Origin of the sequence: Anseongella ginsenosidimutans (assembly GCF_008033235.1) — a bacterium.
Lineage (GTDB): Bacteria > Bacteroidota > Bacteroidia > Sphingobacteriales > Sphingobacteriaceae > Anseongella > Anseongella ginsenosidimutans.
Genome location: NZ_CP042432.1, coordinates 20,021 through 42,994, shown reverse-complemented (window position 1 = coordinate 42,994; position 22,974 = coordinate 20,021). Strand labels below are relative to the sequence as shown.

The window sequence follows — 22,974 nt, the reverse complement described above, 5'->3', positions numbered from 1 at the left end:
TCGGTTGATTAATCCCTGAAAACGGAAAAATAATGATCATGAATATTCTTAAACGTGTTTTACCCGCTGTGGTTTTGGCTTTAGCATTAGCACGCTGCGAAGAGAAAGAGGATGTTATTATAGAAGAAAACAAACTGCCGGAAGCCGCTCAAAATTATCTGGATTCCCATTTTCAGGATGCCGCCGTCATTAAGGTGGTAAAAGACAGGGAGGGGCTGCGCAATGCATACGAAGTCGTCCTTGAAAAGCAGATTTTCCTTGAATTTAACCGCAAGGGCGAAGCGGAGAGCGTCAAAAGCGCTCAGCAGCTGCCGGACTCATCATCCCTGCTTCGATATTAGCCTACGTGAAGGCTAAGTATGCCGCTGAATACATTACCGGGTGGGAACTCGATGATCGCCGACAGAAGATCCGGCGTCAAACTTATTCTTCCAGATTAAGTAATTCGATCTTCCGGAAATCAACCGGCTGGCCTTCGCTTTGCAAGGCGATAAACCCCTCGGTCAAAGGGGTTTTATCTATTTTGATCGCTTCGTCATAATTATTTACCACTCCGCCGCCTATCTGAGGCTTGGAATACCTTAACACGGTATCTCCATTGATGATATGGGTGATGAGCGAGTCTCCCAGCACAATCAGTTCGGCCCTTACCCATTCATCAACTTTATAGGTCTTAGAAGTAGATTCTATGCAATGGCGGTCGTCGATTTTGCCGTTATAGACAACGTCGGTACCCGGGGAACACATATTCCCGGTCGGCCTTGGCTGGCCGTCGTCCAGGGCGGCGAGCAGCTGGCACTCTACCGAAATGGGCCAGTCCTGGTCCTTAAGCATTGTTCTGGGATCCTGAGAATGGTACATAATGCCGCTGTTGCGAATAGTATAGCCTGGTGCGTCGGTTTTCCACTCCCCGGTAATGCGGTATTCCACTACCAGGTGAAAATGAGAGAACGGCTGATTGTAATAGAGGTGGCCGTATTGTTCATTGAACGCGTTGTACTGGTCATAACGAACTTTTATGATCCCGTCTTCCACCCGGAAGGTATTACCGAAATTTTCTCCTGCCTCGTGATGATTGATTTTGACGGTCCAGTCCTTGAGGTCCTTGCCGTTGAACAATTTTATCCATTTATTGCCCGGCCTGGTGTTTTGGGCGGTGGTGTCATGGGTGGTGCCGGGGGCATTGCTGCTTTGGGAGGTGCCGGGAACGTTGTTGCTCTGAGCGGTGGTGCAGCCGCTGTTTATTAAGCAGGAAGCTGCCATGATGCTCATCAGGATGCCGGACGGAAGGTTAATCATAATTTCGATTCGTTAATAAATCCGCGTTTTTTTTCTGTCCGAATTTACAATTTCTACCGTCATAACCAGCGATTGCCTATATTTAAGTTTCAATACCTGACAATGGATCTGTCTTATATTTTAAACCACCTGGGGGAAGACAGGGAGGGTTATTTTAATGCGGTGGCGCCGCCGGTGGTGCAAACCAGTAACTTTGCGTTTCCAACGGTGGAGGCAATGCGGCGGGGGCTGAGGGAGGAGTTTTCTTATCCGGCTTATACGCGGGGAGTGAATCCGACAGTAGAAATGCTCCGCGAAAAAATGGCGGCCCTGGAGGGAGCGGAAGACGCGTTGGTTTTTGCGAGCGGGAGCGGGGCCATCGCATCTGCGGTAATGTCGAACGTGAACAGCGGTGATCATATTGTTTCGGTCCGGGATCCGTATACCTGGACCAATATACTTTTTTCGAAATTGCTTCCGGGCTTTGGCGTGGAAACAACGTTTATAGACGGATGCGATCCGGCTAACTTTGAGAAGGCGATTAAGGCTAATACACGGATTCTTTACCTGGAATCGCCAAATTCTTTCACTTTTGAGCTGCAGGACCTGGGGGCGGTGAGCGAAATTGCCAGGAGGCGCGGGGTGCTGACCATGATCGATAATAGTTATTCCGGCCCTTTATATCAGCAGCCTTTGAAAATGGGAATTGCTCTCAGCATTCATTCCGCTACTAAATATATCGGAGGGCACAGCGATACGATGGGGGGCGTTGTCTGCGGCTCGCGGGAAATGATGCGGCGGATATTCGATTCAGGGTACATGACCCTGGGAGGGGTTGCCGCGCCTTTCAATGCATGGCTTTTGCTGCGGGGACTTCGTACGCTTGCCCTGCGCATGGAACGTTCTTCTGACAGCACAGCGAAGATCATTGGCTTCCTGGAAAAGCAGCCGGAGGTGGAGAAGATTTATTATCCATTGTACAAAGGAAATCCGCAGTATGAGCTGGCGCGGCGCCAGATGACAAAAGCAGGCGGCTTGTTCACGGTTGCGCTCCGGGCGGCGTCTGTTGAGCAAGTGGAACGTTTTTGCGATTCCCTGAAGCGCTTTCTGCTGGCGGTTTCCTGGGGCGGGCATGAGTCGCTGGTAATGCCGCGCTGCCTGGGCATGCCGCCGGGTTCAACGCAGGAGGGATATAATCTGGTGCGGTTTTATATCGGGCTGGAGGACCCGGAAGTGCTTACCGAAGATCTCCGGCAGGCGCTGAATACCCTCCGGTACTGATCAGCCTCCCGCTCTGAACGGTCATCTGCTTCGAACGGCCATTAGCTCTGAACGGCCACCGGTTCTGAACGACCTTCAGCCCCTGCCCGACCTTCACCCTGGACAACCTCCGGTCCCACTGGCGCTGGCTTCGCACCCCCGCTCCTGAACCCATATGCCCGAACCTTCCCTGGCGTCAGGCCCCTGTCTCCCGGCTGTCCCTGCCCGCCCCTCAAAACTTATTTCTCCGGCAGGCATCCTGTCATTTTGCCGAAAATGTAGTAATTTGCGGCCTTTCAGAAATATGCTATAAAAATACCCCTGATGTCAGGCCTGGAAGCGATCAAAGCACCCATAAATACGGAACTTGAGTTGTTTGAGCAAAAATTCAGGCAATCTATGAAAAGCACGGTGCCTCTCCTGGACAGGATCACCCATTACGTAATTAAGCGGAAGGGGAAGCAAATGAGGCCCATGTTTGTCTTCTTTTCGGCCAGGCTATGCGGGGGCATAGGGGAAGCGACCCACCGGGGAGCTGCGCTGGTGGAGCTGTTGCATACGGCTACACTGGTGCATGACGATGTGGTGGATAATGCATACGAACGCAGAGGTTTTTTTTCCATCAACGCCCTGTGGAAGAATAAGATAGCAGTACTGGTAGGCGATTACCTGCTGGCACGGGGATTACTGCTGTCGCTTGACAATGATGACTTCAAGCTGCTGAAGATTGTTTCGGAAGCGGTGAAGCAAATGAGTGAGGGAGAGTTGCTGCAGGTGGAAAAGGCCCGGCGCATGGACATCAGCGAGGAGATTTATTTCGAGGTGATCCGTCAGAAGACGGCCTCGCTGATCGCCTCTTGCTGTGCCTGCGGGGCGGCCTCGGCGGGCGCGCCTGATGAAGACGTGCGGAGGATGAGCCAGTTTGGAGAGAAAGTAGGCATGGCTTTCCAGATCAAGGATGATTTGTTCGATTTTGGTTCCGATGATGTGGGAAAGCCCCGGGGGATCGACATCCGCGAAAAAAAAATCACGCTTCCCCTGATTTATTCGTTGAATAAGGCGGGAAGGTCGGAAAGAAAGCATATCATTCACCTGGTAAAAAATCATGCCGAAGAATCGGAAAAGGTGCAGGAGGTAATAGATTTTGTGCGGGAATCAGGAGGGCTGCGGTACGCTGCTGAAATAATGGGCAGGTTCCAGGAGGAAGCTTTTGAAATATTACGGCAGTTCCCTGTGTCGGAAAGCCGGGATTCATTAGAGGAATTAGTAAGATTTACCACGGAAAGAGACAAATAATTTTAAGGAATGTCAACGGAAACAATTTTCTTCATCGGCTTTTTGGCTTTTAACGCGTTAATGCTTGCCCTGGATCTGGGGATATTCAACAAAAAGGACCATGCCGTCAGCTTCAGGGAGGCCGCCGTTATGAGCCTCATCTGGGTGAGCTGTTCGCTGGCATTTTATGCGTTTCTTACTATCAAGGGGGAGTTAATTCACGGCATTACAAATTTTGAGCAGCTGCAGGAGGCCGTTGTCGCACACAAGCATAATATTCAGCTTATTGCAGGAGATTTTGCCGCGAGCCTCGAAGTCTATCGTAAAAACCTGGCCCTGGAATATATTAGCGGCTATCTGGTGGAATATGCGCTTTCTGTGGACAATATTTTCGTGATGGTCATGATCTTCACGGCTTTTGGAGTGGATAAAAAATATTATCACAGAGTGCTGTTCTGGGGAATCCTGGGTGCGGTGATCATGCGTTTTGTTTTTATCTTCCTGGGAGCGGCGCTGATTAACCAGTTTGACTGGATACTGTATGTTTTCGGGGTTTTCCTTGTTTACACGGGTTTTATGATGTATGTCAACAGGAATCAGGAAGAATCCATTGACCCGGAAAACCATAAGGTCGTAAAGCTGGCTTCCAGGTTTTTTGCGGTACACCCACGCTACGAAGGCAATAATTTTTTCGTAAGGATAGACGGAAAAAGGATGGTTACTCCGCTATTCCTGGTACTGCTGGTAATCGAATTTACGGATGTGATCTTTGCGGTGGATTCCATCCCCGCTATCTTTGCCGTTACAAGAGATCCCTATATCGTATTCTTTTCAAATATTTTTGCCATACTCGGCTTGCGGTCCATGTTTTTCCTGCTGGTCAATATTCTTTATAAGTTCCATTACCTGAAAGTGGGCCTGTCTTTTCTCCTGGTTTTTATCGGGCTGAAAATGCTGGCGCACCATTACCTTGAAAGCTGGGGCTTTACCACGGCGCATTCTCTCTATGTGATAATCGGGATCCTCGTGGTGAGCGTAGCGGCCTCGCTGCTGTTTCCGGTAAAAAATGTGCAGGTTCCCGAGGGAAACAAGGAGCCCGGGAATACGCGGGAAGATAAAGAAGTTTAGAAAGTCAGGAACCTCCGGCCCGCAGTCCCGCAGTCAGGAAACCCCGGAAACTCCGGAAACTAAGGCCCCGGGAACTCCGCCGCCATGGCCCCGGGAACCGCAGGAAACTTTGAAGTCCCGTAATAAACCTGTTCAGGCGCCTTTTTTTCTGCCTGTCAGCAGCAGTACCACCCCGCCGGCAAGCACCAGGGCCGGGACAATGGTTGGCCATGAGATCGTTTTTTCCTTTTCGGCTTGTACTTCCAGGGGGCCTACGTCCAGGACCTTTTCCTTTTTCGTGTAGCTGAAGCCTGAATAAATAAGTCCGGCAATTCCCAGGACAATAAGAATGATGGCAATCGTCTTCATATCGTTTTAATTTATTTCAATTTAGCAAAATAAATTAAAACGAAGGCGGGCCAGCCGCCGATGGGTGGGGGGTACATGGTTAGCGCAGCAGAGAACGAGGGTCAGCAACAGCGATGAGGCGAACCCGAATCCGTAACACGGGGTCCGCAGCAGCGCTGAAGCAAGCCTGAAACCGCAATGAACCGGTTCAGGAGTCCGCCGGCCGCATGGATTCCAGAATACTGTCCAGGTAACTCCGCTCATTGGCCAGGCGGGGGACCTTGTGCTGCCCCCCGAGTTTGCCTTGTTTTCGCATCCAATGGTAGAACGTGCCTTCCGGTGCGTGATGAACCAGGGGCAGGCGCAAAGCCATGTCTTTATAGCGCTTGGCTTCGTAGTCGGAGTTCAGTTTTTTCAGGTTTTCATCAAGCAGGAGGGTAAAGCGGCCAAGATCTGCCGGAGCTTTCTCGAATTCAATGATCCATTCGTGCGCGCCGGCTTCATTCCCGGAAAAGTAAACAGGGCCTGCCGTATAATCCCGGATACTTGCCCCTGTTTCCCGGCAGGCCACGATCAGCGCCTGCTCGGCATTTTCGATGATCAGTTCTTCTCCGAATGCGTTGATGAAATGACGGGTCCGCCCGGTAATGGTTACCCTGAACGGGTTCAGAGAGGCAAACTTCACCGTATCCCCGATCATGTAGCGCCACAATCCGCCGTTAGTGGAGATCACGATGGCGTAATTTTTATTTAATTCCACCTGTGACAGATCCAGGGTGCGGGGATGTTCATTGCCCAGTTCTTCCATGGGGATGAATTCATAGTAAATGCCGTAATCAAGCATCAGCAGCATGGCATTGGAATCGCTGCGGTCCTGGATGCCGAAAAATCCTTCGGAGGCATTGTAGGTTTCCAGATAATGAAAGTCATCAGAGGGGATCAGCTGCCGGAAGGTCTCCCGGTAAGGAGCGAAATTAACCGCTCCGTGAATATATAGTTCCAGGTTAGGCCATACTTCCAGCAGGTTGTTTTTCCCGGTTATTTCAAGGATCCGCCTTGCCAGGACAATGGTCCAGGTAGGAACGCCCGAAATATTGGTCACATTTACCGGAATGGTAGCCTTTGCCATTTGCTCTATTTTCTCTTCCCATTCGTCCATGAGGGCAATGGTCATGTCGGGCGTACGATAGAATTCGGCCCAAAAGGGGAGGTTTTTGATGAGTACCGCAGAGAGGTCGCCGTAAAACGAAGCGTTGTTCAGTTGGTTGATCTGGTGGCTTCCGCCCATTACCAGGGCTTTTCCTGTAAATATCTGGGTTTCCTCGTGGTTGTGGCAGTAAATGGAAAGCATGTCCTTCCCGCATTTATAATGGCATTCCTCCAGGGACTCCTCACTTACGGGAATGAACTTACTTTTATCGCTGGTGGTACCGGATGATTTGGCGAACCAACTGATGCGGCTCGGCCAGAGGATGTTCTGTTCCCCTTGCATCATCCGTTCAATATAAGGCTTCAGCGTATCGTAGTTTTGCAGCGGTACCCGCTTTTTAAACTCTTCGGTACTTTCAATACTGCGGTAATCGTATTTCTTGCCCCATTCGGTATCCCTGGCCATATTCAGCAGGTTGCTTAACCAGGCTTCCTGTACTTCAAAAGGATACTGCATGAAAAGTTCGATCTGACTGATCCGCTTTTTCATGATCCAGGAAATAACGCTATTGACCAGACTCATTCTTTAGCAATTTATAAAGAGATTTTTAACCAGTACCGTAATGATGCCTTGATGCGCATTTAGTGGGAACTCAGATCGAAGGTTTTTTTCCTGAAAATAAAGTTCTGGCCCAGGTATACCCGGCGGACCGTCTCATCGCTTGCCAGGTCTTCCGGAAGCCCGGACTTTAAAATGCTGCCCTCATGCAGCAGGTAGGCCCGGTCAGTGATGGAGAGCGTTTCCTGCACGTTGTGGTCTGTTATAAGAATGCCGATATTCTTTGTCTTCAGCCGGGCAACAATGGACTGGATGTCTTCCACCGCGATAGGGTCCACCCCGGCAAACGGTTCGTCCAGCAGGATGAATTTGGGGTCAACGGCCAGGCACCGCGCTATTTCGGTCCGCCGCCGTTCCCCGCCGGAAAGAAGGTCGCCCCGGTTCTTCCGGACTTTATGCAGGTGGAATTCGGTAAGTAATTCTTCCAGTTTTTCCCGCTGCTCCTCTTTGCTCAGCCCGGTCATTTCCAGGATGGCCATGATATTGTTTTCCACGCTTAGCTTGCGGAAAACAGAGGCTTCCTGGGCCAGGTAGCTGATGCCTTTCTGAGCGCGGCGGTACATGGGGTCTTCGGTTATTTCCTTCCCATCCATGTAAACATGCCCCTCGTTAGGCTTTATCAGGCCCACGATCATGTAAAAGGAAGTCGTTTTTCCGGCGCCGTTCGGTCCCAGCAGTCCCACGATCTCTCCCTGCCGCACATCAAAGGAAACATGGTTTACTACCGAACGCCTTTTATATATTTTTACAAGGTTTTCCGCCTTAAGTTGTATTGATTCCATCGTAATCCAGTTTAATGTCCTTTATGTTTAATTGGATAGACGTTTTACCGTTCCAGGTATTTTCTTCTACCGAGTAACAGATATTAAAAGGCGTACCCGGCCGGATCCGTTCGCAGAAATTCCCTAAGCCGAAGGCAATACTGTCATAAATATGGCTGCCCTTCTGCTGTACGAAAAATTTCAGGTGATTATTTCCAACCAGCTGCGGCCGGGCAGCGCACCATACGGCCCGGCTCATGAACAGAGGCTGCATATTTCCCGGCCCGAAGGGGGCAAACTGCCGGGTAATGCGCATCAGCTTGGGAGTAATTTCCTGCAGCCCTATCTCTTCATCGATGCGGATAGCCTGGGAAAGGGAGTCTTCCGTGATCTGTGCGCTTACAACTTCTTCGAAGCGGTCCATGAAAGCTTCCAGGTTTGCTTCCTTCATAGTAAGCCCTGCGGCATATTTATGTCCGCCGTATTGTTCCAGCAGATCGCTGCAGGCGCTGATGGCGCTGTAAAGGTCAAAGCCGTTCACGGAACGTGCCGAACCGGTTACCAGGTCGCCGGAGCGGGTCAGTACCACGGTGGGGCGGTAATGCTTCTCAATCAGGCGGGAAGCCACGATCCCGATCACGCCCTTGTGCCAGGCCGGATGGAACAACACGGTAGTCTTCCGGCTTTGCAATTGCTCGTCCCCTTCGATCATGGCCAGCGCTTCCCCGGTGATATTGCTGTCAAATTCCCTCCGGAGATCGTTTTTTGAATTGATCAGTTCGCTTTTTTCAATGGCCAGGTCGGGCTTGAAGGCGGTGAGCAGGTGTACGGCATGGCGGGCATCGTCCATTCTGCCTGCTGCGTTAATACGCGGACCAATGCCGAATACGATATCGCTGATATTAAGGATGTTCTTATTGATGCCGGCGGTTTTGATCAGGGCTTTTAATCCGGGACTGGGATCGGAGCCCAGTTTTAACAAGCCGAAATAAGCCAGGACGCGGTTTTCGCCGGTTATGGGTACAATGTCCGAAGCAATACTCACCGTGACCAGGTCCAGGAACTCGTAAGCGTGTTCAGGCGGAAGGTTGTTCTTTTTTAAAAAGGCCTGGACCAGCTTGAGCCCGATCCCGCATCCGGACAGCTCTTTATAAGGATAGGGGCAGGTAGGGCGTTTGGGATCCAGTACGGCTACCGCCGGCGGGATCTCCGCGGAAGGCATATGGTGGTCGCATATAATAAAGTCAATTCCCTTTGAGCGGGCATATGTTACTTCTTCCACCGATTTAATGCCGCAATCCAGGGCGATTATCAGGGAGAAATCCTGTTCCGCGGCCCAGTCAATTCCCTGCCGAGAAATGCCGTATCCTTCCTTGTAGCGGTCAGGGATATAAAAATCAAGGTTGCTGTAATACCTTTTAAAGAAGAGATAAACCACGGAAACAGCCGTGGTCCCGTCCACGTCGTAGTCTCCGTACACCAGGATCTTTTCTTTGCCTGAAATAGCCTGCTCGATCCGGTTGACCGCCTTTTCCATGTCCTGCATCAGAAAGGGGTCATGTAGCTGGTTCAGGTGGGGCCGGAAAAATGAGCGGGCGCCTTCAAAGTTGGATATCCCCCTTTTCTGCAATAACCTGCCCAGCACCGGGCTCACATTGAGTTCCTGCGCCAGGCGGTGGGCCGCCGCTTCATCAAATGACTGGTTAAGTACCCATCGTTTTTCCATTCAGGGGTAAAAATAGGAAAAAGCAGGCGATTGGCTGAACAGAGTGATGCAGTTTAATTATCTTTGCGCCATGCTGGAAAAAATTCAGTCCTATCTAGAAGAGATCAATGCGTTCGTGCCTGCTTCCGGGGAAGAGGCCGAGCAGTTCCGGATCCGGTTTTTGGGCCGGAAAGGGATCATCCCTGCATTGTTTGATACATTTAAATCTCTTCCGCCGGAAGAAAAGAAAGTCCTTGGGAAATCGCTGAACGTGCTGAAACAGGCTGCAGCGGAAAAAGTGGAAACGTTCAAAGCGGGCGCCGGAAGGGCTTCCGGGCAAGGGAAGCAGGAAGACCTGAGCCTGCCGGGCGAACCTTCTCCGACGGGAGGAAGGCATCCTATTTCCCTGGTGGAAAAGGAGATCACCGCTATTTTTTCGCGCCTTGGGTTTAATGTAGCAGAGGGACCGGAAATAGAGGATGACTGGCATAATTTTTCGGCGCTGAATTTTCCGGCGGAACACCCTGCCCGCGACATGCAGGACACCTTTTTTATCCGGCGGGATCCGGCCGATCCCAAGGCAGACATGGCCCTTCGCACGCATACCTCGTCCGTTCAGGTTCGGTTGATGGAGAACGGCAAGCCACCTTTCCGGGCCATTATGCCCGGCCGCGTTTATCGTAATGAGGCTATTTCCGCCCGGGCACATTGCTTTTTCCACCAGGTGGAAGGATTATATGTAGACGAACATGTTTCATTTGCCGACCTGAAGCAAACCCTTTTTTACTTTGTGCAGGAACTCTTCGGCGAAGGTACGGGCGTACGGTTCCGACCCTCCTATTTTCCTTTTACAGAGCCTTCTGCGGAAATGGATATATCTTGTACTATCTGTAAGGGCTCCGGCTGCACCATGTGCAAGCAAAGCGGATGGGTGGAAATACTGGGCTGTGGAATGGTAGACCCGAATGTGTTGAAAAATTGCGGGGTCGATCCTGAACGTTATTCGGGCTTTGCCTTTGGCATGGGAATTGAAAGAATAACAAACCTGAAATACCAGGTAACGGACCTGCGCTTGTTCTCTGAAAATGACGTTCGCTTTCTCTCGCAATTCCAATCGGAGATTGTTTAATAATAATATTAGCTGCCTTTTCATTAATTAGCTTGATGATAGGGAAATTTATGTTTCCTGATTTGGTTGCGGCTCTGCCTTATTAACAATTATTTTACACAAAATTTAAAGTTTCGCTTTGGAAAATGTGTGTTTTTGATTATTTTTGCATCTCCAAAACCACTAAAGAAGTACCCTGAGAGGTCAGTAAAGGCAACAAGGGGTGATTTTCTGAAAAAATAAAATTAAAGAAAACAATTTAGCAGGTTTGGGCGTTATTAAGATAAACAGGTTTTTGAGATAGTTTAGTTTGATATAAGGTTTTTGTTTTCATATATATTGGTTTAGGTTAGCCCCGATCTCAACGCCCGTTGAGACGGGGTTTTTTAATTTTGTACCCGCCGGTTTGCGGGATACAAGCCGGGTCAGTAAATCATCAAATTGCGCTATCTTTGCAACATGGCAATTCGCAGGTTAAAGCAGCCGGAACAGGTAAAAGGGCTGGAGATCATTGATATTACGGAAGATGGAAGAGGCATTGGGAAATCGGAAGGACGGGTGCTTTTTATAGATAAAGCCATACCGGGCGATGTCGCTGATGTGGAGCTGCTGCGCAGAAAGAAATCACTCTTTGAAGGCCGCATCAGCCGGCTGGAAAAAGAGTCGGAACATAGAAGGGACCCCTTCTGCCTGCATTTCGGCGTCTGCGGCGGATGCAAATGGCAGCACCTGGATTACCAGGCGCAATTGATCTACAAGCAAAAACAGGTAAGCGATGCCTTGCAACGACTGGCAGGAATCGATGCCAGTCATATTTCGCCTATTATTCCTTCTCCCGAAACGGTTTATTACCGGAATAAACTGGAGTTTACTTTTTCCAACCGCCGCTGGCTGTCCGCGGCGGAAATGTCTGGCGGTGGGGAGGAAAGCACAGCCAACCCGCCGGAAAACACCGCCAACGCGCTGGGTTTTCACGTTCCGGGCCGCTTTGACAAGATCATCAACATCGATACCTGTCACCTGCAAAGCGGGCTATCCGATCGCATACGCAACGCCGTAAGGCAGTTCGCCCTGGATAATGCAATGACATTCTATGATTTGAGGGGACATACCGGGCTTCTCCGGAACCTGATCATCCGGAGTACTTCCACAGGTGAACTCATGGTGATCGTTGTATTCGCAGATGACCAGCCCCAGGCCGTTTCCGCTCTTTTGGATCATATAAAGGAAGAGTTCCCGGAGATCACCTCCCTGCTTTACATTATTAACCGGAAGCTGAACGATACGATATATGATCAGGAAGTTCGGGTATGGAACGGAAGAGACCATATCATTGAGCAGATGGAAGCCCCCGGCGGCGCGGTAAGGTTTAAAATTGGCCCTAAGTCTTTTTATCAGACCAATTCCCGGCAGGCGGAGCGGCTTTACCAGGTAGTATCCGATCTTGCGGGCTTCAGCGGCAATGAAAAGGTGTACGATCTCTATACGGGCGCGGGAACTATTGCAAATTTTATTGCAAAACAGGTGGATTCGGTGATTGGGATAGAATACGTGGAGCCTGCTATTCTGGATGCACGGGAGAACGCTCTTCTTAACGGCGCCGGGAACACGGCCTTTTTCGCCGGCGACATGAAAGACGTGCTTACGGAAGAGTTTGTGGCCACTAACGGCCGTCCCGACGTGATCATTACTGATCCGCCAAGGGCGGGCATGCATCCGGGGGTGGTGAGCCGCCTGCTGGAGATCGCTCCGCGGAAAATAGTGTATGTTAGCTGCAACCCGGCCACCCAGGCCAGGGACCTGTTGATCCTGAAGGAGCTATACAAGGTAAGCCGTATTCAGCCGGTTGACATGTTCCCTCATACCACGCATGTGGAAAACGTGCTATTGCTTGAACATAATGATTTGATTTAAATGGAAATGAAAGACAGTGCCCACCAAGGGACCGGGAAAAAAGCAAGCCCGCTCAAAAGCCTGGAAGCGGACCTGGAACTCTATCACGATCCTATTAAGGAGGTGTCGGATGAAATGCTGGACGCCATGCTTACCCGTTACCCGATTTTCGTGGCGCATCAGCATGAGGTAAAGCTGGGCGAAATCATCCTTGATCACCGGGAACTGGGAACGCAATGGACCATCCAGGCCGCCACGCTTGAGGAATTCATTGAAAAGAAAGTGGTGTTACCCGAACGAAAGGATTACTTCGAAAAAAGTTACAAGGATCCACGGAAATATATGTGTCTCTTTGTTATTGTACCCGAAGGAGCCAATTTCGTTTTTTATCCATATAAACCGGGAGGTAATAGCTAAATTAGGGGAATTCAAAAACACGGTCAATATGAAACGTACAGCTACTGCCGTTTGGAACGGCACCATTAAAGAAGGCAAGGGCCAGCTCAGCACGGCCACCGGAGTGCTGAAAGAAACTCCCTACACATTTAATTCCCGTTTTGGCGATGGCGCCGAGACGAATCCGGAAGAACTCATCGCGGCCGCCCATGCAGGATGTTTCTCCATGAAGTTGAGCGGGGTACTTACTGAAGCCGGGTTTACTCCCGAAAGTATCGAAACATCGTGTACCATTGGTATGGAAAACCTCGGGATTAAAACGGCGCACCTGGTGGTCAAAGCAAAAGTTCCGGGCATGGATGATGCGCAATTTTCCGAATGCGCGACGGATGCAAAAGAAAATTGCCCGGTAAGCAAGGCGCTGAATCTGAGCATCACCATGGACGCAACGCTTATATCATAATCGCAGGCGGTTTAGCTGCCGTAATACTTTCCCGGCTGCTGCCTGGATGGCCGCGGAGCCGGTAGGCAGAGTTTCTTGAATGAGGAGTCTCAGCTCGGGGGCAAGTTCCGGTTCTTCCTTTACGATCTTCAGCAGTACATACATGCTAAAGGCCTTTACTGCTGCGGGTGCGGCCGGTTCCGTCAACAGCCGGAAGCAATTATCGGCTGTTTTTCCGTAAAGCGCTTCCGGGATATCAATATCACGAAGGATACGTACCGTATTCCTTTTTACGGAATCGTGAACAGGCTTATCAAGCAGGCCGATCATCCTTTCCAGGTAAGGACGAACGAGGTGAGGATGCCGGTCGGCGCAATGCATTACCGCCCAGGAGGCGCGCTGCTGAATGCGGTATTCTTCGGAAAAGAAAAGTTCCATCAGGCGGCCGAAACGTTCTTCGTCATCAGCAATGTATTCCCTGATAGACAGCATGTTCTGTTTATCGTGCTTTTGCAGTAGTTGTGATCGCAGGTCCATTTCCAAGCGAAGATATATTTTTTTATTTTTACCCGGGTATAAGCACTATGGCATCCAAAAAAATACAGGTACTCGACAGGAAGCAGATCAGCCAGAAACTGAACCGCATTGCCTACCAGATACTCGAAGACAATTTTGAAGAAGAAGAGGTTATCCTGGCGGGGATTATGCCCAGAGGGTATATGCTGGCAGGCCGCCTTAAAGAGATCCTTTCAAAAATTTCGGGCTTAAACGTGCGGCTGCTCCAGTTGGATATTGAAAAGGACAGCCGTTCGCTAAAAGCTAATACAAATATTCCTCCTGAAAAATGCCGGAATAAGGTGGTGATCCTTGTGGACGACGTATTACATACAGGAAGGACGCTGGTGTACGGGGTGGGAGTGTTTTTAGATGTGCCGCTGAAAAAGATCCGGACGGTGGTGCTGGTTGATCGCAGCCATAAATCTTACCCGGTGCATATTGATTTCACGGGGATGCAGCTATCTACCGTGGCAAAAGAACATGTACAGCTGGTTATTGACGGCGAAGAAGAAGCCGTTTACCTGACCTGACTCACCTGAAAGGTTCCACGTTAACGATAGCTTTGCAGGGCTTCCAAAAGCTGTTCAACCGTTAATTCATTGTTTTCCATCACCAGCTGCGCCTGCAAATAGAATTTTTCACGAACGGCGAGCCGTTGCCCGATCACTTCCTCCAGGTCTTCTTTCTTTATTGAACGCAGCAGGGGCCGCTGTTCCCGTTCATGTTCAAGCCTGCGGGCTATTTCTTTCGGATGCGCGCGTAAATACATGGTAACACCCTTGTGGTTCATCCAGTCCATATTATCGAAAAAACAGGGGGCTCCGCCGCCTGTCGCCATCACAAAAGCATCCGGAAAAATGCCGTTCCGGAGAATATCCCGCTCCTTTTCGCGAAAGCCGCTTTCTCCCAATTCTTCGAACAGATTTGTAATGGTTTTCCCTTCGCGTTCCTCCAGCACAGTATCCATGTCAATGAAAGGTAACGCTAATTGCTGCGCCAGCGGTTTTCCAAGGGTTGTTTTCCCGGCCCCCATGTAGCCAATCAAAAACAGCTTCATTGTTAATCGGCAAAATAAAGACGTTCCAGTTCTTCCGGATCGGGCAGTTCCCTGTGCGACCATTTCGCTATTACGGTCCCGTCTTTCAGGAGAAGCAGCCCCGGATTTGACCTGACCATGCTTTTCAGGGGAGTGGCGTCGCAATAAAAGAACTCGTAAAGAGCCCCGGTTTCGCTGATGAATGCGCGGGTAGCCTGTTCCGATGCGGCAGTCAGGCCTACGCTGCGTATATTATAGTCCTGTGCTTTTTTTACAATGGCATTCAGTTCAGGTTGCGCACCCCTGTCGGTTTTCCTGAGATCATACATGACTATTACAAGGTTATAGAAAGGATTGTTCAGCAATTCATCTGTGAATGCCACGCCGTCTGCATTGCTGATACTGAGATCATGAATAGGGGGGTATAACCTTTTTTTACCAAAATGGGATCGGACGCTTTTACATATTCCCAATCCGGGTTTTCCCAGATCTTGGTAGACAGGTATTCCTTATCGTCCATTTCGCGAAGCTCCCCGGTTTTCTTATTCTTCAGGGTATAGATCACCTTGAAGACATCAGGTTCGGCGTCCGGCGGCATGGTCATCAGGGACGGGAGATGATTGCCCACTTTATAGGGAAGAAGATCAACTACCGGCAGGTAAAAATAGGTGTAAAGCCCAAAGCCGAGCGATAATACTGCCGCCAGCAGCAGGGCCAGATTGGAGCCCGTTTTTGAAAACACAGGCTGGATACGGCGCCGGTATAAAAAGATGGGAAGGATCAGGGCGAGCAGGATCAGGTCTTTTGTGAACGATTGCCACGGAGTTAGTTTAATTGCATCCCCGAAGCATCCGCAGTCGGTTACCTTATTGAACCAGGCCGAATAAAAGGTGAGCCAGGTAAAGAAGAGAATCAACAGCAGGAGGCCCCAGGCAGTAAGCCTGATACGGGCGCCCAGCAATACCGCTACTCCCAGGACAATTTCAAGGGAACAGATAAGAATTGAAAGGGACACAGCCAGTGGGCTCAGCCATTCAATGCCGAAAACAACGAAATATTCTTCCAGCTTAAAGCCGAATCCCATAGGGTCATTAGCCTTAATGAGGCCGGAAAAGATAAAAAGCAGTCCAACAGGTATCCTGCAGATCCAGGTAAGTAATCGCATATCAGGCCTCCAGTCTGATTAAAGCAAAGACAGAATAGTTGATGATGTCCTGGTAATTGGCTTTTATGCCTTCCGATACCAGCGTGTTGCCCTCGTTATCTTCAATCTGCTTAATGCGCAGCAGCTTCATGAGTATGAGGTCGGTCAGCGAGCTAACGCGCATTTCCCTCCATGCTTCGCCATAATCATGGTTCTTTGCCTCCATCAGGTCCTTGGTTTCGGTAATGGCTTCATCATAAAGCCGGTTCAGGGTGTTAGTATCAAGCTCCAGCGGGCTGTTTTCATCCAGTTCCGTCTGGATAATGGCCATGATACAATAATTGATAATGCCCGTGTATTCCGGGACAATGCCTTCGCCTACCCGGTTCACTTTTTTTGCTTCAAGAGTTCGGATGCGCCGGGCTTTAATAAATATCTGGTCCGTGATGGATGAAAGGCGTAATATACGCCAGGCCGTTCCGTAGTCCTTGTTTTTTTTCAGGAACAAGTCTTTGCAATTCCTGATAATAGCATCATATTGCGTTGAAGTGGCAGCGGTTTGCAAGGTGAATTGTATCTTTAGCTTTACAAAAATAAGGGTTTCAATCGTAAATGTACACAATTAATTGTAAGGGGAAGCTGTTCAGCCTGGATGTGCCGCGGGTGATGGGGATCATTAATCTTACGCCCGATTCCTTTTACGAGGGAAGCCGGCATATGCCGGTTGAAAGTGCCTTGCGCAAAGCCGGGGAAATGTTGGAGCAGGGAGCGGCTTTCCTTGACCTTGGTGCCTATTCCTCCCGTCCGGATGCGGAAGATATTTCCATGGAAGAGGAATCGTCCCGGCTGCTCCCCGTGTTGAAAGCAATCGCAAAGCGCTTCCCGGAAGCTATTATTTCGGTAGATACCTTCCGGGCTGAGGTGGCCCGCCGGGCGGTGGCGGAAGGTGCGGCGATGATCAATGATATTTCAGGCGGGCAGCTGGATGAGAAAATGTTTGAAACGGCGGCTTCCTTACAAGTGCCTTATATTATCATGCATATGCGCGGAACACCCCAAACCATGGCGAGGGAGAATCAGTACCAGGATATTTGCGGGGACCTTGTCACCTATTTCAGCAAAGCCATCCGCCGGCTGCGCAGCCTGGGAGTGAACGACCTGATCATTGATCCGGGTTTTGGTTTTGCCAAACATCCCGCACAAAGTTTTGAGTTACTTCGCCGCCTGGATGAACTCCGGGTACTGGACTGCCCGCTGCTTGCCGGGCTCTCCCGGAAATCCATGCTATACCGGACCCTGGGAACAGGGCCGGAGGAAACGTTAACCGCTACTAATGTGGCGGGAATGATTGCATTGGAAAGGGGCGCCAGGATATTACGCGTACATGATGTAAAAGAAGCCCTTGAAACCGTGAAAATTTTTTCAACTTTACAGCATAATTGAATATATGGAGCCGGCTGGTGATCTCTTTTCGGGTTTTGGAATATTTGATGTCATAGATATTCTCCTGGTAGCCTTTCTGATCTATTTATTTTTTAGCCTGGTGCGCGGCACTATTGCCGTGAATATCCTGATAGGGCTTTTCCTGATCTTTTTGTTTTATCTCCTGGTAAGGGCGCTGGAAATGCGGCTAATGACAGGGATCTTTGATAAGGTGGCTAGTGTAGGGGTGATCGCGCTCATCATTGTATTCCAGGAAGAAATAAGGCGCTTCCTTTTGATGATAGGCAGAAACAGCCTGCTGAACCGGAATAAGGGCTGGCTGCGCTTCGTTTTTGGGCAAAAGACGCTGGAAGGAGTCAACTACGATAAAATAAAGCCGATCATTGAGGCCTGCCGCAGCATGAAAAACACGAAAACGGGCGCGCTCATTGTCTTTGCCCGGAATATAGACGGGCAGGATTTTTTCAATAACGGGGAAATACTGAACGCGGCGCTCTCAAAACGCTTGCTGGAAACCATTTTTTCAAAAAACGGCCCGCTTCATGACGGGGCCGTTGTAATAGCGGATAGCCAGGTTGTTTCAGCGAGCTGTGTACTGCCGCTAACTTCCAATACCGAACTGCCGCCCCGCCTTGGTTTGCGGCACCGGGCGGCCATTGGCATTACCGAGGTCAGTGATTCTTCCGCCATAGTTATTTCCGAAGAAACAGGGGAGGTTTCCTACGCAAAATACGGGCGCATACGCACCAATATTTCGCTGCTTGAGCTGGAGAAGTTCCTCCAGCGGGATATGTCCTAATAAGATATCAACTCTACTATCCGGGGTAACCGGAAACCAGCCCAACCGGGTCAACCTGCGTTTAACAATATTCTTCGAACGCCGCTTTCAGGTTCTCAGCGATCATGTCTGCCGGGCGCCCTTCAATATGGTGGCGTTCAATCATGTGTACCAGCTTTCCATCTTTGAACAGTGCCATGGCGGGTGAAGATGGAGGGTAAGGCAGCATAAAAGAACGGGCTTTATCTACCGCGTCTTTTTCCATTCCTGCAAATACAGTCACCGTTTTATCCGGGCGCTTTGCCGATTTCTCCACTGCCTGTACGGCCCCTGGCCTTGCTGTCCCGGCTGCGCACCCGCAAACGGAATTAACTACCACAAAAACAGTCCCTTCAGACTGGATTGCCTGTTCCACTTCTTCCGGCGTGTTCAGCTGCTGAAAACCTGCACTTGTAAGTTCTTCGCGCATTGGCGCTACCATGTACTCTGGATATGTTGCCATTTTCTATTACTCCTTATTATAAATTGCAAATATAATAATGAACCCGTGATTCATTGCCATTAATAAACAACTTATGTACCTTTGTGTTTTATTTGTGTTTTACTTGCTTTTTTAAATTCAACAACCCATGATCGAAACCTCCTTCTCCAGGTATAAAGTAAAAGATATTTCACTGGCCGAATGGGGCCGAAAGGAAATTGAACTTGCCGAAGCGGAAATGCCGGGCCTTATGGCTATCCGAAAGGAATATGGCCCCAGCCAGCCGCTGAAAGGGGCGCGTATTGCGGGATGCCTCCATATGACCATCCAAACCGCTGTTTTGATTGAAACCTTGCTGGAGCTTGGTGCGGAAGTGAACTGGTCTTCCTGTAATATTTTTTCCACGCAGGATCATGCCGCCGCCGCGATTGCCGCAAGGGGTATTTCCGTATTCGCATGGAAGGGCCTGAGCGAGGAAGAGTACAACTGGTGCATTGAACAAACCCTGTATTTCGGGGAGGACCGCAAGCCCCTGAATATGATCCTTGATGACGGGGGTGACCTTACCAACCTGGTGCTGGATAACCACCCGGAACTGCTGGAAGAACTTAAAGGAATTTCCGAAGAGACCACTACCGGGGTACTTCGCCTGTATGAACGCGTAAAAAAAGGAACCTTGCCGGTGCCCGCCATCAATGTGAACGATTCGGTCACAAAATCCAAATTCGATAATAAATATGGCTGCCGGGAATCCCTGGTTGACGCTATCCGCCGGGCTACTGATCTCATGCTTGCCGGAAAAGTGGCAGTAGTGGCCGGTTACGGTGATGTGGGGAAAGGCTCGGCTGAATCGCTCCGCAGCGCTGGTGTCCGGGTAATCGTAACGGAAATTGACCCTATTTGCGCGCTTCAGGCGGCAATGGAAGGGTATGAAGTAAAAAAAATGGGCAATGCCATTCCCGAAGCGGATATTATTGTAACCGCTACCGGAAACTGCGATATTATTACCCGGGAACATTTCCCGTTGATGAAAGACAAGGCTGTGCTATGCAATATCGGGCATTTTGACGATGAAATTGACATGGCCTGGCTGAATAAGAATTACGGAGATACGAAGATCAACATAAAGCCTCAGGTGGATAAGTACACCCTTGATGGGAAAGACCTGCTTGTGCTGGCCGAAGGCCGCCTGGTAAACCTGGGCTGCGCCATGGGGCATCCTTCCTTTGTGATGTCCAATTCCTTCAGTAACCAGACGCTTGCTCAGATAGAACTCTGGACCAACGGGGAAGCCTATGAAAATAAAGTGTACACGCTTCCAAAGCATCTTGATGAGCAGGTAGCGCGCCTGCACCTGGCTAAGATCGGGGTAGACCTGGATGAACTTAGCGAAAAACAGGCTGCCTATATCGGCGTTTCCAAGGAAGGACCTTTTAAATCGGAATGGTATCGTTATTAATCAATCAATCAAATAAACTGTTATATGAAGAAAGGAATAGTACTTCTTTTTAGCTTCTTCCTATGCGGAAGTTTTTGCTACACGGCAACTGCCCAGGAGGGTTCAGCCTACGATCAGCATGATTTATTCCACCCTCTTTTTAATTATAATTACGGCAACCAATACCGCAGCGCAAGCGGGAAACCGGGTCCTGCGTACTGGCAGAACCGGGCCGACTACGCCATCAACGTTAGCCTGGATACCTCCGGCCACTCCATCACCGGGGATGTGCAAATCAGCTATACCAACAACAGTCCCGATGCGCTGGACTTCCTGTGGCTGCAGCTTGATCAGAACCAGTTTGATATTAATTCAAGGGCAACTGCTGCAACTCCTGTCGGCGGCGGCCGCTTTGGCAACACCGGTTTTGACGGCGGGTATGAGATCGGGTCGGTAACAATTGCCCATAAGGGCCGTGAAGCCGAGGCTGATTATATCATCGCTGACACCCGTATGCAGATAAGGCTGAAGGAGCCCCTGGAGGCCAAAGGCGGCCAGGTGACGATTAGCGTGAAATATAATGCGACGATCCCGTCCAACGGGTCGGACAGAATGGGTTACCTGGAAACCCGCAACGGCGTGATCTATGAACTCGCACAGTGGTATCCCAGGATGTGCGTATACGATGATATTGAAGGATGGAATGTCCTTCCCTATATGGGAGCAGGAGAGTTTTACCTGGAATACGGTGATTTTGAATACAATGTAACTGTTCCCAGGGATCATATCGTAGTAGGGTCCGGGGAATTGCTGAACCCGGAAGAAGTACTGACAAAAGAACAGCTCAGCCGTCTTGAAAAGGCTTCAAAAAGCGATGAAACCGTGCTGATCCGTTCGGCGGAAGAAGTGAACGATCCCGCCAGCCGGCCTGGGAGGCAAGGAACCCTTACCTGGAAATTCCGGATAGAACAGGCCCGCGATATTGCCTGGGCTTCTTCCAAAGCATTTGTATGGGATGCCGCAAGGATCAACCTGGGCGGCGGCGAAACGGCGCTTGCGCAATCCGTTTACCCGGTGGAATCGGCTACTGATTCATCCTGGAACCGTTCCACGGAATATGTAAAAGCATCCATTGAATTTTATTCCGATTACCTTTATAAATATCCCTACCCGGCTGCTACGAACGTCGCAGGCATTGTTGGCGGAATGGAATATCCCGGAATAGTTTTCTGTAGCTGGAAGGCGCAGAACAAGAGCCTGTGGGGCGTCACCGACCATGAATTTGGCCATATCTGGTTCCCGATGATCGTGGGCAGCAACGAGCGCAAATTCGCCTGGATGGATGAAGGCTTTAATACATTTATCAATGACCTCTCCACTCAGGCCTTTAATGACGGCGAATATTACCCGGGCCGTATAGATATGCAGCGGACTGCTCCCCGGCTCTTCCCTGAAACTGCCGACCCGATCATGACCGTTCCGGACGTAATTCAGCGAAGCAACCTGGGCCGGGAAGCCTATTATAAACCCGGCATGGGCCTGGGCATCCTTCGCACCGTGATATTGGGAGAAGAACGCTTTGATTATGCTTTCAGGACTTACATGCAGAGATGGGCATTTAAGCACCCCACGCCGTTTGACTTTTTCAGGACGATGGAAGATGCTGCAGGAGAGGACCTGGGCTGGTTCTGGAAATCCTGGCTCTATAATAATTACACCCTTGACCAGGGCGTAAGCGGCGTAGCATACGTTGACGGCGATCCTGCAAATGGCGCCTTGATCACGATTGAGAACCTGGACAGGATGGCCATGCCGGTCCCCCTGGTCGTTACCGAAAGCAATGGAAAAGAACATACGCTGAAATTGCCGGTGGAAATCTGGCAGCGGGGCGGGGAATGGACCTTTAAGCTGGATTCCAAAACCAGTTTGCAGTCGGTAGTTATTGATCCTGAAAGTCGTTTACCGGATATTAACCCGGGAAATAATACCTGGACGGACGGAAACTAGGCTTTAAGGCGTTTGCATGATATATGGCAAGTCCCAAGTTATCGGTCAATATCAATAAGATCGCTACCCTGCGAAATGCCCGGGGCGGAGATAATCCTAACCTGGTCAGCGTAGCCCTGAACTGCGAACGCTTCGGCGCCCAGGGCATTACTGTACACCCGCGGCCCGATGAAAGGCATATTCGCTACCAGGATGTACTGGATCTGAAGCCGCTGCTGACCACGGAATTCAATATAGAAGGGAAACCGAATGACCGCTTCCTGGAATTGGTTCAAAAGGTACAGCCGGCGCAGTGTACCCTGGTGCCGGATGCTGACAATGCGATTACGTCTAATGCCGGATGGGATACGTTGAAACACAAGGAATACCTGAAGGAAATTATTTCATTCCTGCAATCACAGGGAATTCGTACTTCTATTTTCGTCGACCCTGTTCCGGAGATGATTATTCATGCCGCCGAAACAGGCACCAACCGCGTGGAACTTTATACCGAAGGGTATGCCAGAGCTTACGCCGATAACCGGGAAGCCGCTGTTAAACCCTATCTTGAGGCTGCCCGCCTGGGTGCCTCCCTGGGCCTGGAAATCAATGCCGGGCACGATCTTGACTTGCATAATCTTCGGTATCTCCGGGAAAATATGCCGGAGCTGGCGGAAGTATCCATTGGTCACGCCCTGATCTGCGACGCCCTCTATTTTGGCCTTGAAAATACCATTCAATTATATCTGAGACAATTAGTCTGACTATT

General features: G+C 50.1%; 25 protein-coding genes. 14 read left to right on the top strand and 11 right to left on the bottom strand.

What is annotated here, in order from left to right:
• The first annotated feature begins 38 nt into the window (after positions 1-38).
• Positions 39-341, top strand: a complete 303-nt coding sequence (locus FRZ59_RS00215; RefSeq protein WP_147698193.1) for a hypothetical protein — start codon at positions 39-41, stop codon at positions 339-341.
• Positions 342-423: 82 nt separating this feature from the next.
• Here FRZ59_RS00215 and FRZ59_RS00210 read toward each other — a convergent pair whose 3' ends face one another.
• The gene (locus tag FRZ59_RS00210) at positions 424-1,299 is read right to left on the bottom strand and encodes a 3-keto-disaccharide hydrolase (protein ID WP_225975121.1); all 876 of its coding nucleotides are present in this window, start codon (positions 1,297-1,299) and stop codon (positions 424-426) included.
• A gap of 102 nt (positions 1,300-1,401) precedes the next feature.
• Between FRZ59_RS00210 and FRZ59_RS00205 the strand changes: the two genes are divergently transcribed.
• The 3 genes from FRZ59_RS00205 (at position 1,402) to FRZ59_RS00195 (ending at position 4,941) form a co-directional block, all read left to right on the top strand.
• Positions 1,402-2,559 carry a trans-sulfuration enzyme family protein gene (locus FRZ59_RS00205; RefSeq protein ID WP_132127859.1) on the top strand — a complete coding sequence of 386 codons (1,158 nt, stop codon included), beginning with the start codon at positions 1,402-1,404 and terminating at the stop codon, positions 2,557-2,559.
• A 303-nt stretch (positions 2,560-2,862) separates the two neighbouring features.
• Positions 2,863-3,834: a polyprenyl synthetase family protein gene (locus tag FRZ59_RS00200; RefSeq protein WP_132127860.1), complete on the top strand. Its 972-nt coding sequence runs from the start codon at positions 2,863-2,865 to the stop codon at positions 3,832-3,834.
• A gap of 9 nt (positions 3,835-3,843) precedes the next feature.
• The gene (locus tag FRZ59_RS00195) at positions 3,844-4,941 is read left to right on the top strand and encodes a TerC family protein (protein ID WP_132127861.1); all 1,098 of its coding nucleotides are present in this window, start codon (positions 3,844-3,846) and stop codon (positions 4,939-4,941) included.
• A 132-nt stretch (positions 4,942-5,073) separates the two neighbouring features.
• Here the strand turns inward: FRZ59_RS00195 and FRZ59_RS00190 are convergent, their stop codons facing one another.
• The 4 genes from FRZ59_RS00190 to recJ form a co-directional block, all read right to left on the bottom strand.
• Entirely contained in the window at positions 5,074-5,289 is a 216-nt protein-coding gene (locus FRZ59_RS00190) for a hypothetical protein (protein ID WP_132127862.1), read from the bottom strand.
• Positions 5,290-5,476: 187 nt separating this feature from the next.
• Positions 5,477-7,000, bottom strand: a complete 1,524-nt coding sequence (locus FRZ59_RS00185) for a GH3 auxin-responsive promoter family protein (RefSeq protein ID WP_132127863.1) — start codon at positions 6,998-7,000, stop codon at positions 5,477-5,479.
• 59 nt (positions 7,001-7,059) lie between these two features.
• The gene (gene lptB, locus FRZ59_RS00180; protein ID WP_132127931.1) at positions 7,060-7,809 is read right to left on the bottom strand and encodes an LPS export ABC transporter ATP-binding protein; all 750 of its coding nucleotides are present in this window, start codon (positions 7,807-7,809) and stop codon (positions 7,060-7,062) included.
• The gene (recJ, locus tag FRZ59_RS00175) at positions 7,799-9,523 is read right to left on the bottom strand and encodes a single-stranded-DNA-specific exonuclease RecJ (RefSeq protein ID WP_132127864.1); all 1,725 of its coding nucleotides are present in this window, start codon (positions 9,521-9,523) and stop codon (positions 7,799-7,801) included. The genes lptB and recJ overlap by 11 nt, the downstream gene beginning before the upstream one ends.
• Before the next feature lie 70 nt (positions 9,524-9,593).
• On the opposite strand from recJ, the gene pheS reads away from it, so the two are divergent.
• From pheS to FRZ59_RS00155, 4 genes are all read left to right on the top strand, one after another.
• On the top strand, positions 9,594-10,631 hold the full coding sequence (pheS, locus tag FRZ59_RS00170; RefSeq protein ID WP_132127865.1) for a phenylalanine--tRNA ligase subunit alpha: 1,038 nt from the start codon (positions 9,594-9,596) through the stop codon (positions 10,629-10,631).
• Positions 10,632-11,069: 438 nt separating this feature from the next.
• A complete protein-coding gene (gene rlmD, locus FRZ59_RS00165; protein WP_132127866.1) occupies positions 11,070-12,524 on the top strand; it encodes a 23S rRNA (uracil(1939)-C(5))-methyltransferase RlmD in 1,455 nt (484 codons plus the stop codon).
• Positions 12,525-12,920: a hypothetical protein gene (locus FRZ59_RS00160; RefSeq protein WP_132127867.1), complete on the top strand. Its 396-nt coding sequence runs from the start codon at positions 12,525-12,527 to the stop codon at positions 12,918-12,920.
• Positions 12,921-12,948: 28 nt separating this feature from the next.
• Positions 12,949-13,362: an OsmC family protein gene (locus FRZ59_RS00155; RefSeq protein WP_132127868.1), complete on the top strand. Its 414-nt coding sequence runs from the start codon at positions 12,949-12,951 to the stop codon at positions 13,360-13,362.
• On the opposite strand, the gene FRZ59_RS00150 is transcribed toward FRZ59_RS00155, so the two are convergent.
• Entirely contained in the window at positions 13,357-13,878 is a 522-nt protein-coding gene (locus tag FRZ59_RS00150) for a HEAT-like fold family protein (protein ID WP_132127869.1), read from the bottom strand. The two genes, FRZ59_RS00155 and FRZ59_RS00150, sit on opposite strands and share 6 nt — an antisense overlap.
• Positions 13,879-13,925: 47 nt before the next feature.
• Between FRZ59_RS00150 and FRZ59_RS00145 the strand changes: the two genes are divergently transcribed.
• A complete protein-coding gene (locus FRZ59_RS00145) occupies positions 13,926-14,429 on the top strand; it encodes a phosphoribosyltransferase family protein (protein ID WP_132127870.1) in 504 nt (167 codons plus the stop codon).
• Between the two features lie 20 nt (positions 14,430-14,449).
• On the opposite strand, the gene FRZ59_RS00140 is transcribed toward FRZ59_RS00145, so the two are convergent.
• Genes FRZ59_RS00140 through FRZ59_RS00130 form a run of 4 tightly spaced genes read right to left on the bottom strand, consistent with a single transcriptional unit; the run spans position 14,450 to position 16,644 of the window.
• The gene (locus FRZ59_RS00140) at positions 14,450-14,956 is read right to left on the bottom strand and encodes a shikimate kinase (RefSeq protein WP_132127871.1); all 507 of its coding nucleotides are present in this window, start codon (positions 14,954-14,956) and stop codon (positions 14,450-14,452) included.
• Positions 14,957-14,958: 2 nt separating this feature from the next.
• A complete protein-coding gene (locus tag FRZ59_RS19645; RefSeq protein ID WP_349290808.1) occupies positions 14,959-15,318 on the bottom strand; it encodes a hypothetical protein in 360 nt (119 codons plus the stop codon).
• Positions 15,294-16,100, bottom strand: a complete 807-nt coding sequence (locus FRZ59_RS00135) for a BT_3928 family protein (protein WP_349290807.1) — start codon at positions 16,098-16,100, stop codon at positions 15,294-15,296. Before FRZ59_RS00135 ends, FRZ59_RS19645 begins: the two co-directional genes overlap by 25 nt.
• Position 16,101: 1 nt before the next feature.
• Positions 16,102-16,644 carry a DUF1599 domain-containing protein gene (locus FRZ59_RS00130; protein WP_132127932.1) on the bottom strand — a complete coding sequence of 181 codons (543 nt, stop codon included), beginning with the start codon at positions 16,642-16,644 and terminating at the stop codon, positions 16,102-16,104.
• A gap of 47 nt (positions 16,645-16,691) precedes the next feature.
• Here FRZ59_RS00130 and folP point away from each other — a divergent pair, with 47 nt between their 5' ends.
• Positions 16,692-17,522, top strand: a complete 831-nt coding sequence (gene folP / locus FRZ59_RS00125) for a dihydropteroate synthase (protein ID WP_132127873.1) — start codon at positions 16,692-16,694, stop codon at positions 17,520-17,522.
• 4 nt (positions 17,523-17,526) lie between these two features.
• Entirely contained in the window at positions 17,527-18,321 is a 795-nt protein-coding gene (gene cdaA, locus FRZ59_RS00120; protein ID WP_132127874.1) for a diadenylate cyclase CdaA, read from the top strand.
• A 61-nt stretch (positions 18,322-18,382) separates the two neighbouring features.
• On the opposite strand, the gene FRZ59_RS00115 is transcribed toward cdaA, so the two are convergent.
• Complete coding sequence (locus FRZ59_RS00115; protein ID WP_132127875.1) at positions 18,383-18,802, bottom strand: BrxA/BrxB family bacilliredoxin; 420 nt, start codon at positions 18,800-18,802, stop codon at positions 18,383-18,385.
• A gap of 127 nt (positions 18,803-18,929) precedes the next feature.
• Between FRZ59_RS00115 and ahcY the strand changes: the two genes are divergently transcribed.
• Genes ahcY through FRZ59_RS00100 form a run of 3 tightly spaced genes read left to right on the top strand, consistent with a single transcriptional unit; the run spans position 18,930 to position 22,969 of the window.
• Positions 18,930-20,240 (top strand): adenosylhomocysteinase, encoded by a 1,311-nt coding sequence (ahcY, locus tag FRZ59_RS00110; RefSeq protein WP_132127876.1) that lies wholly within the window; start codon positions 18,930-18,932, stop codon positions 20,238-20,240.
• A 24-nt stretch (positions 20,241-20,264) separates the two neighbouring features.
• On the top strand, positions 20,265-22,226 hold the full coding sequence (locus tag FRZ59_RS00105; RefSeq protein ID WP_132127877.1) for a M1 family metallopeptidase: 1,962 nt from the start codon (positions 20,265-20,267) through the stop codon (positions 22,224-22,226).
• A gap of 23 nt (positions 22,227-22,249) precedes the next feature.
• Entirely contained in the window at positions 22,250-22,969 is a 720-nt protein-coding gene (locus FRZ59_RS00100; protein WP_132127878.1) for a pyridoxine 5'-phosphate synthase, read from the top strand.
• Positions 22,970-22,974: the final 5 nt, after the last annotated feature.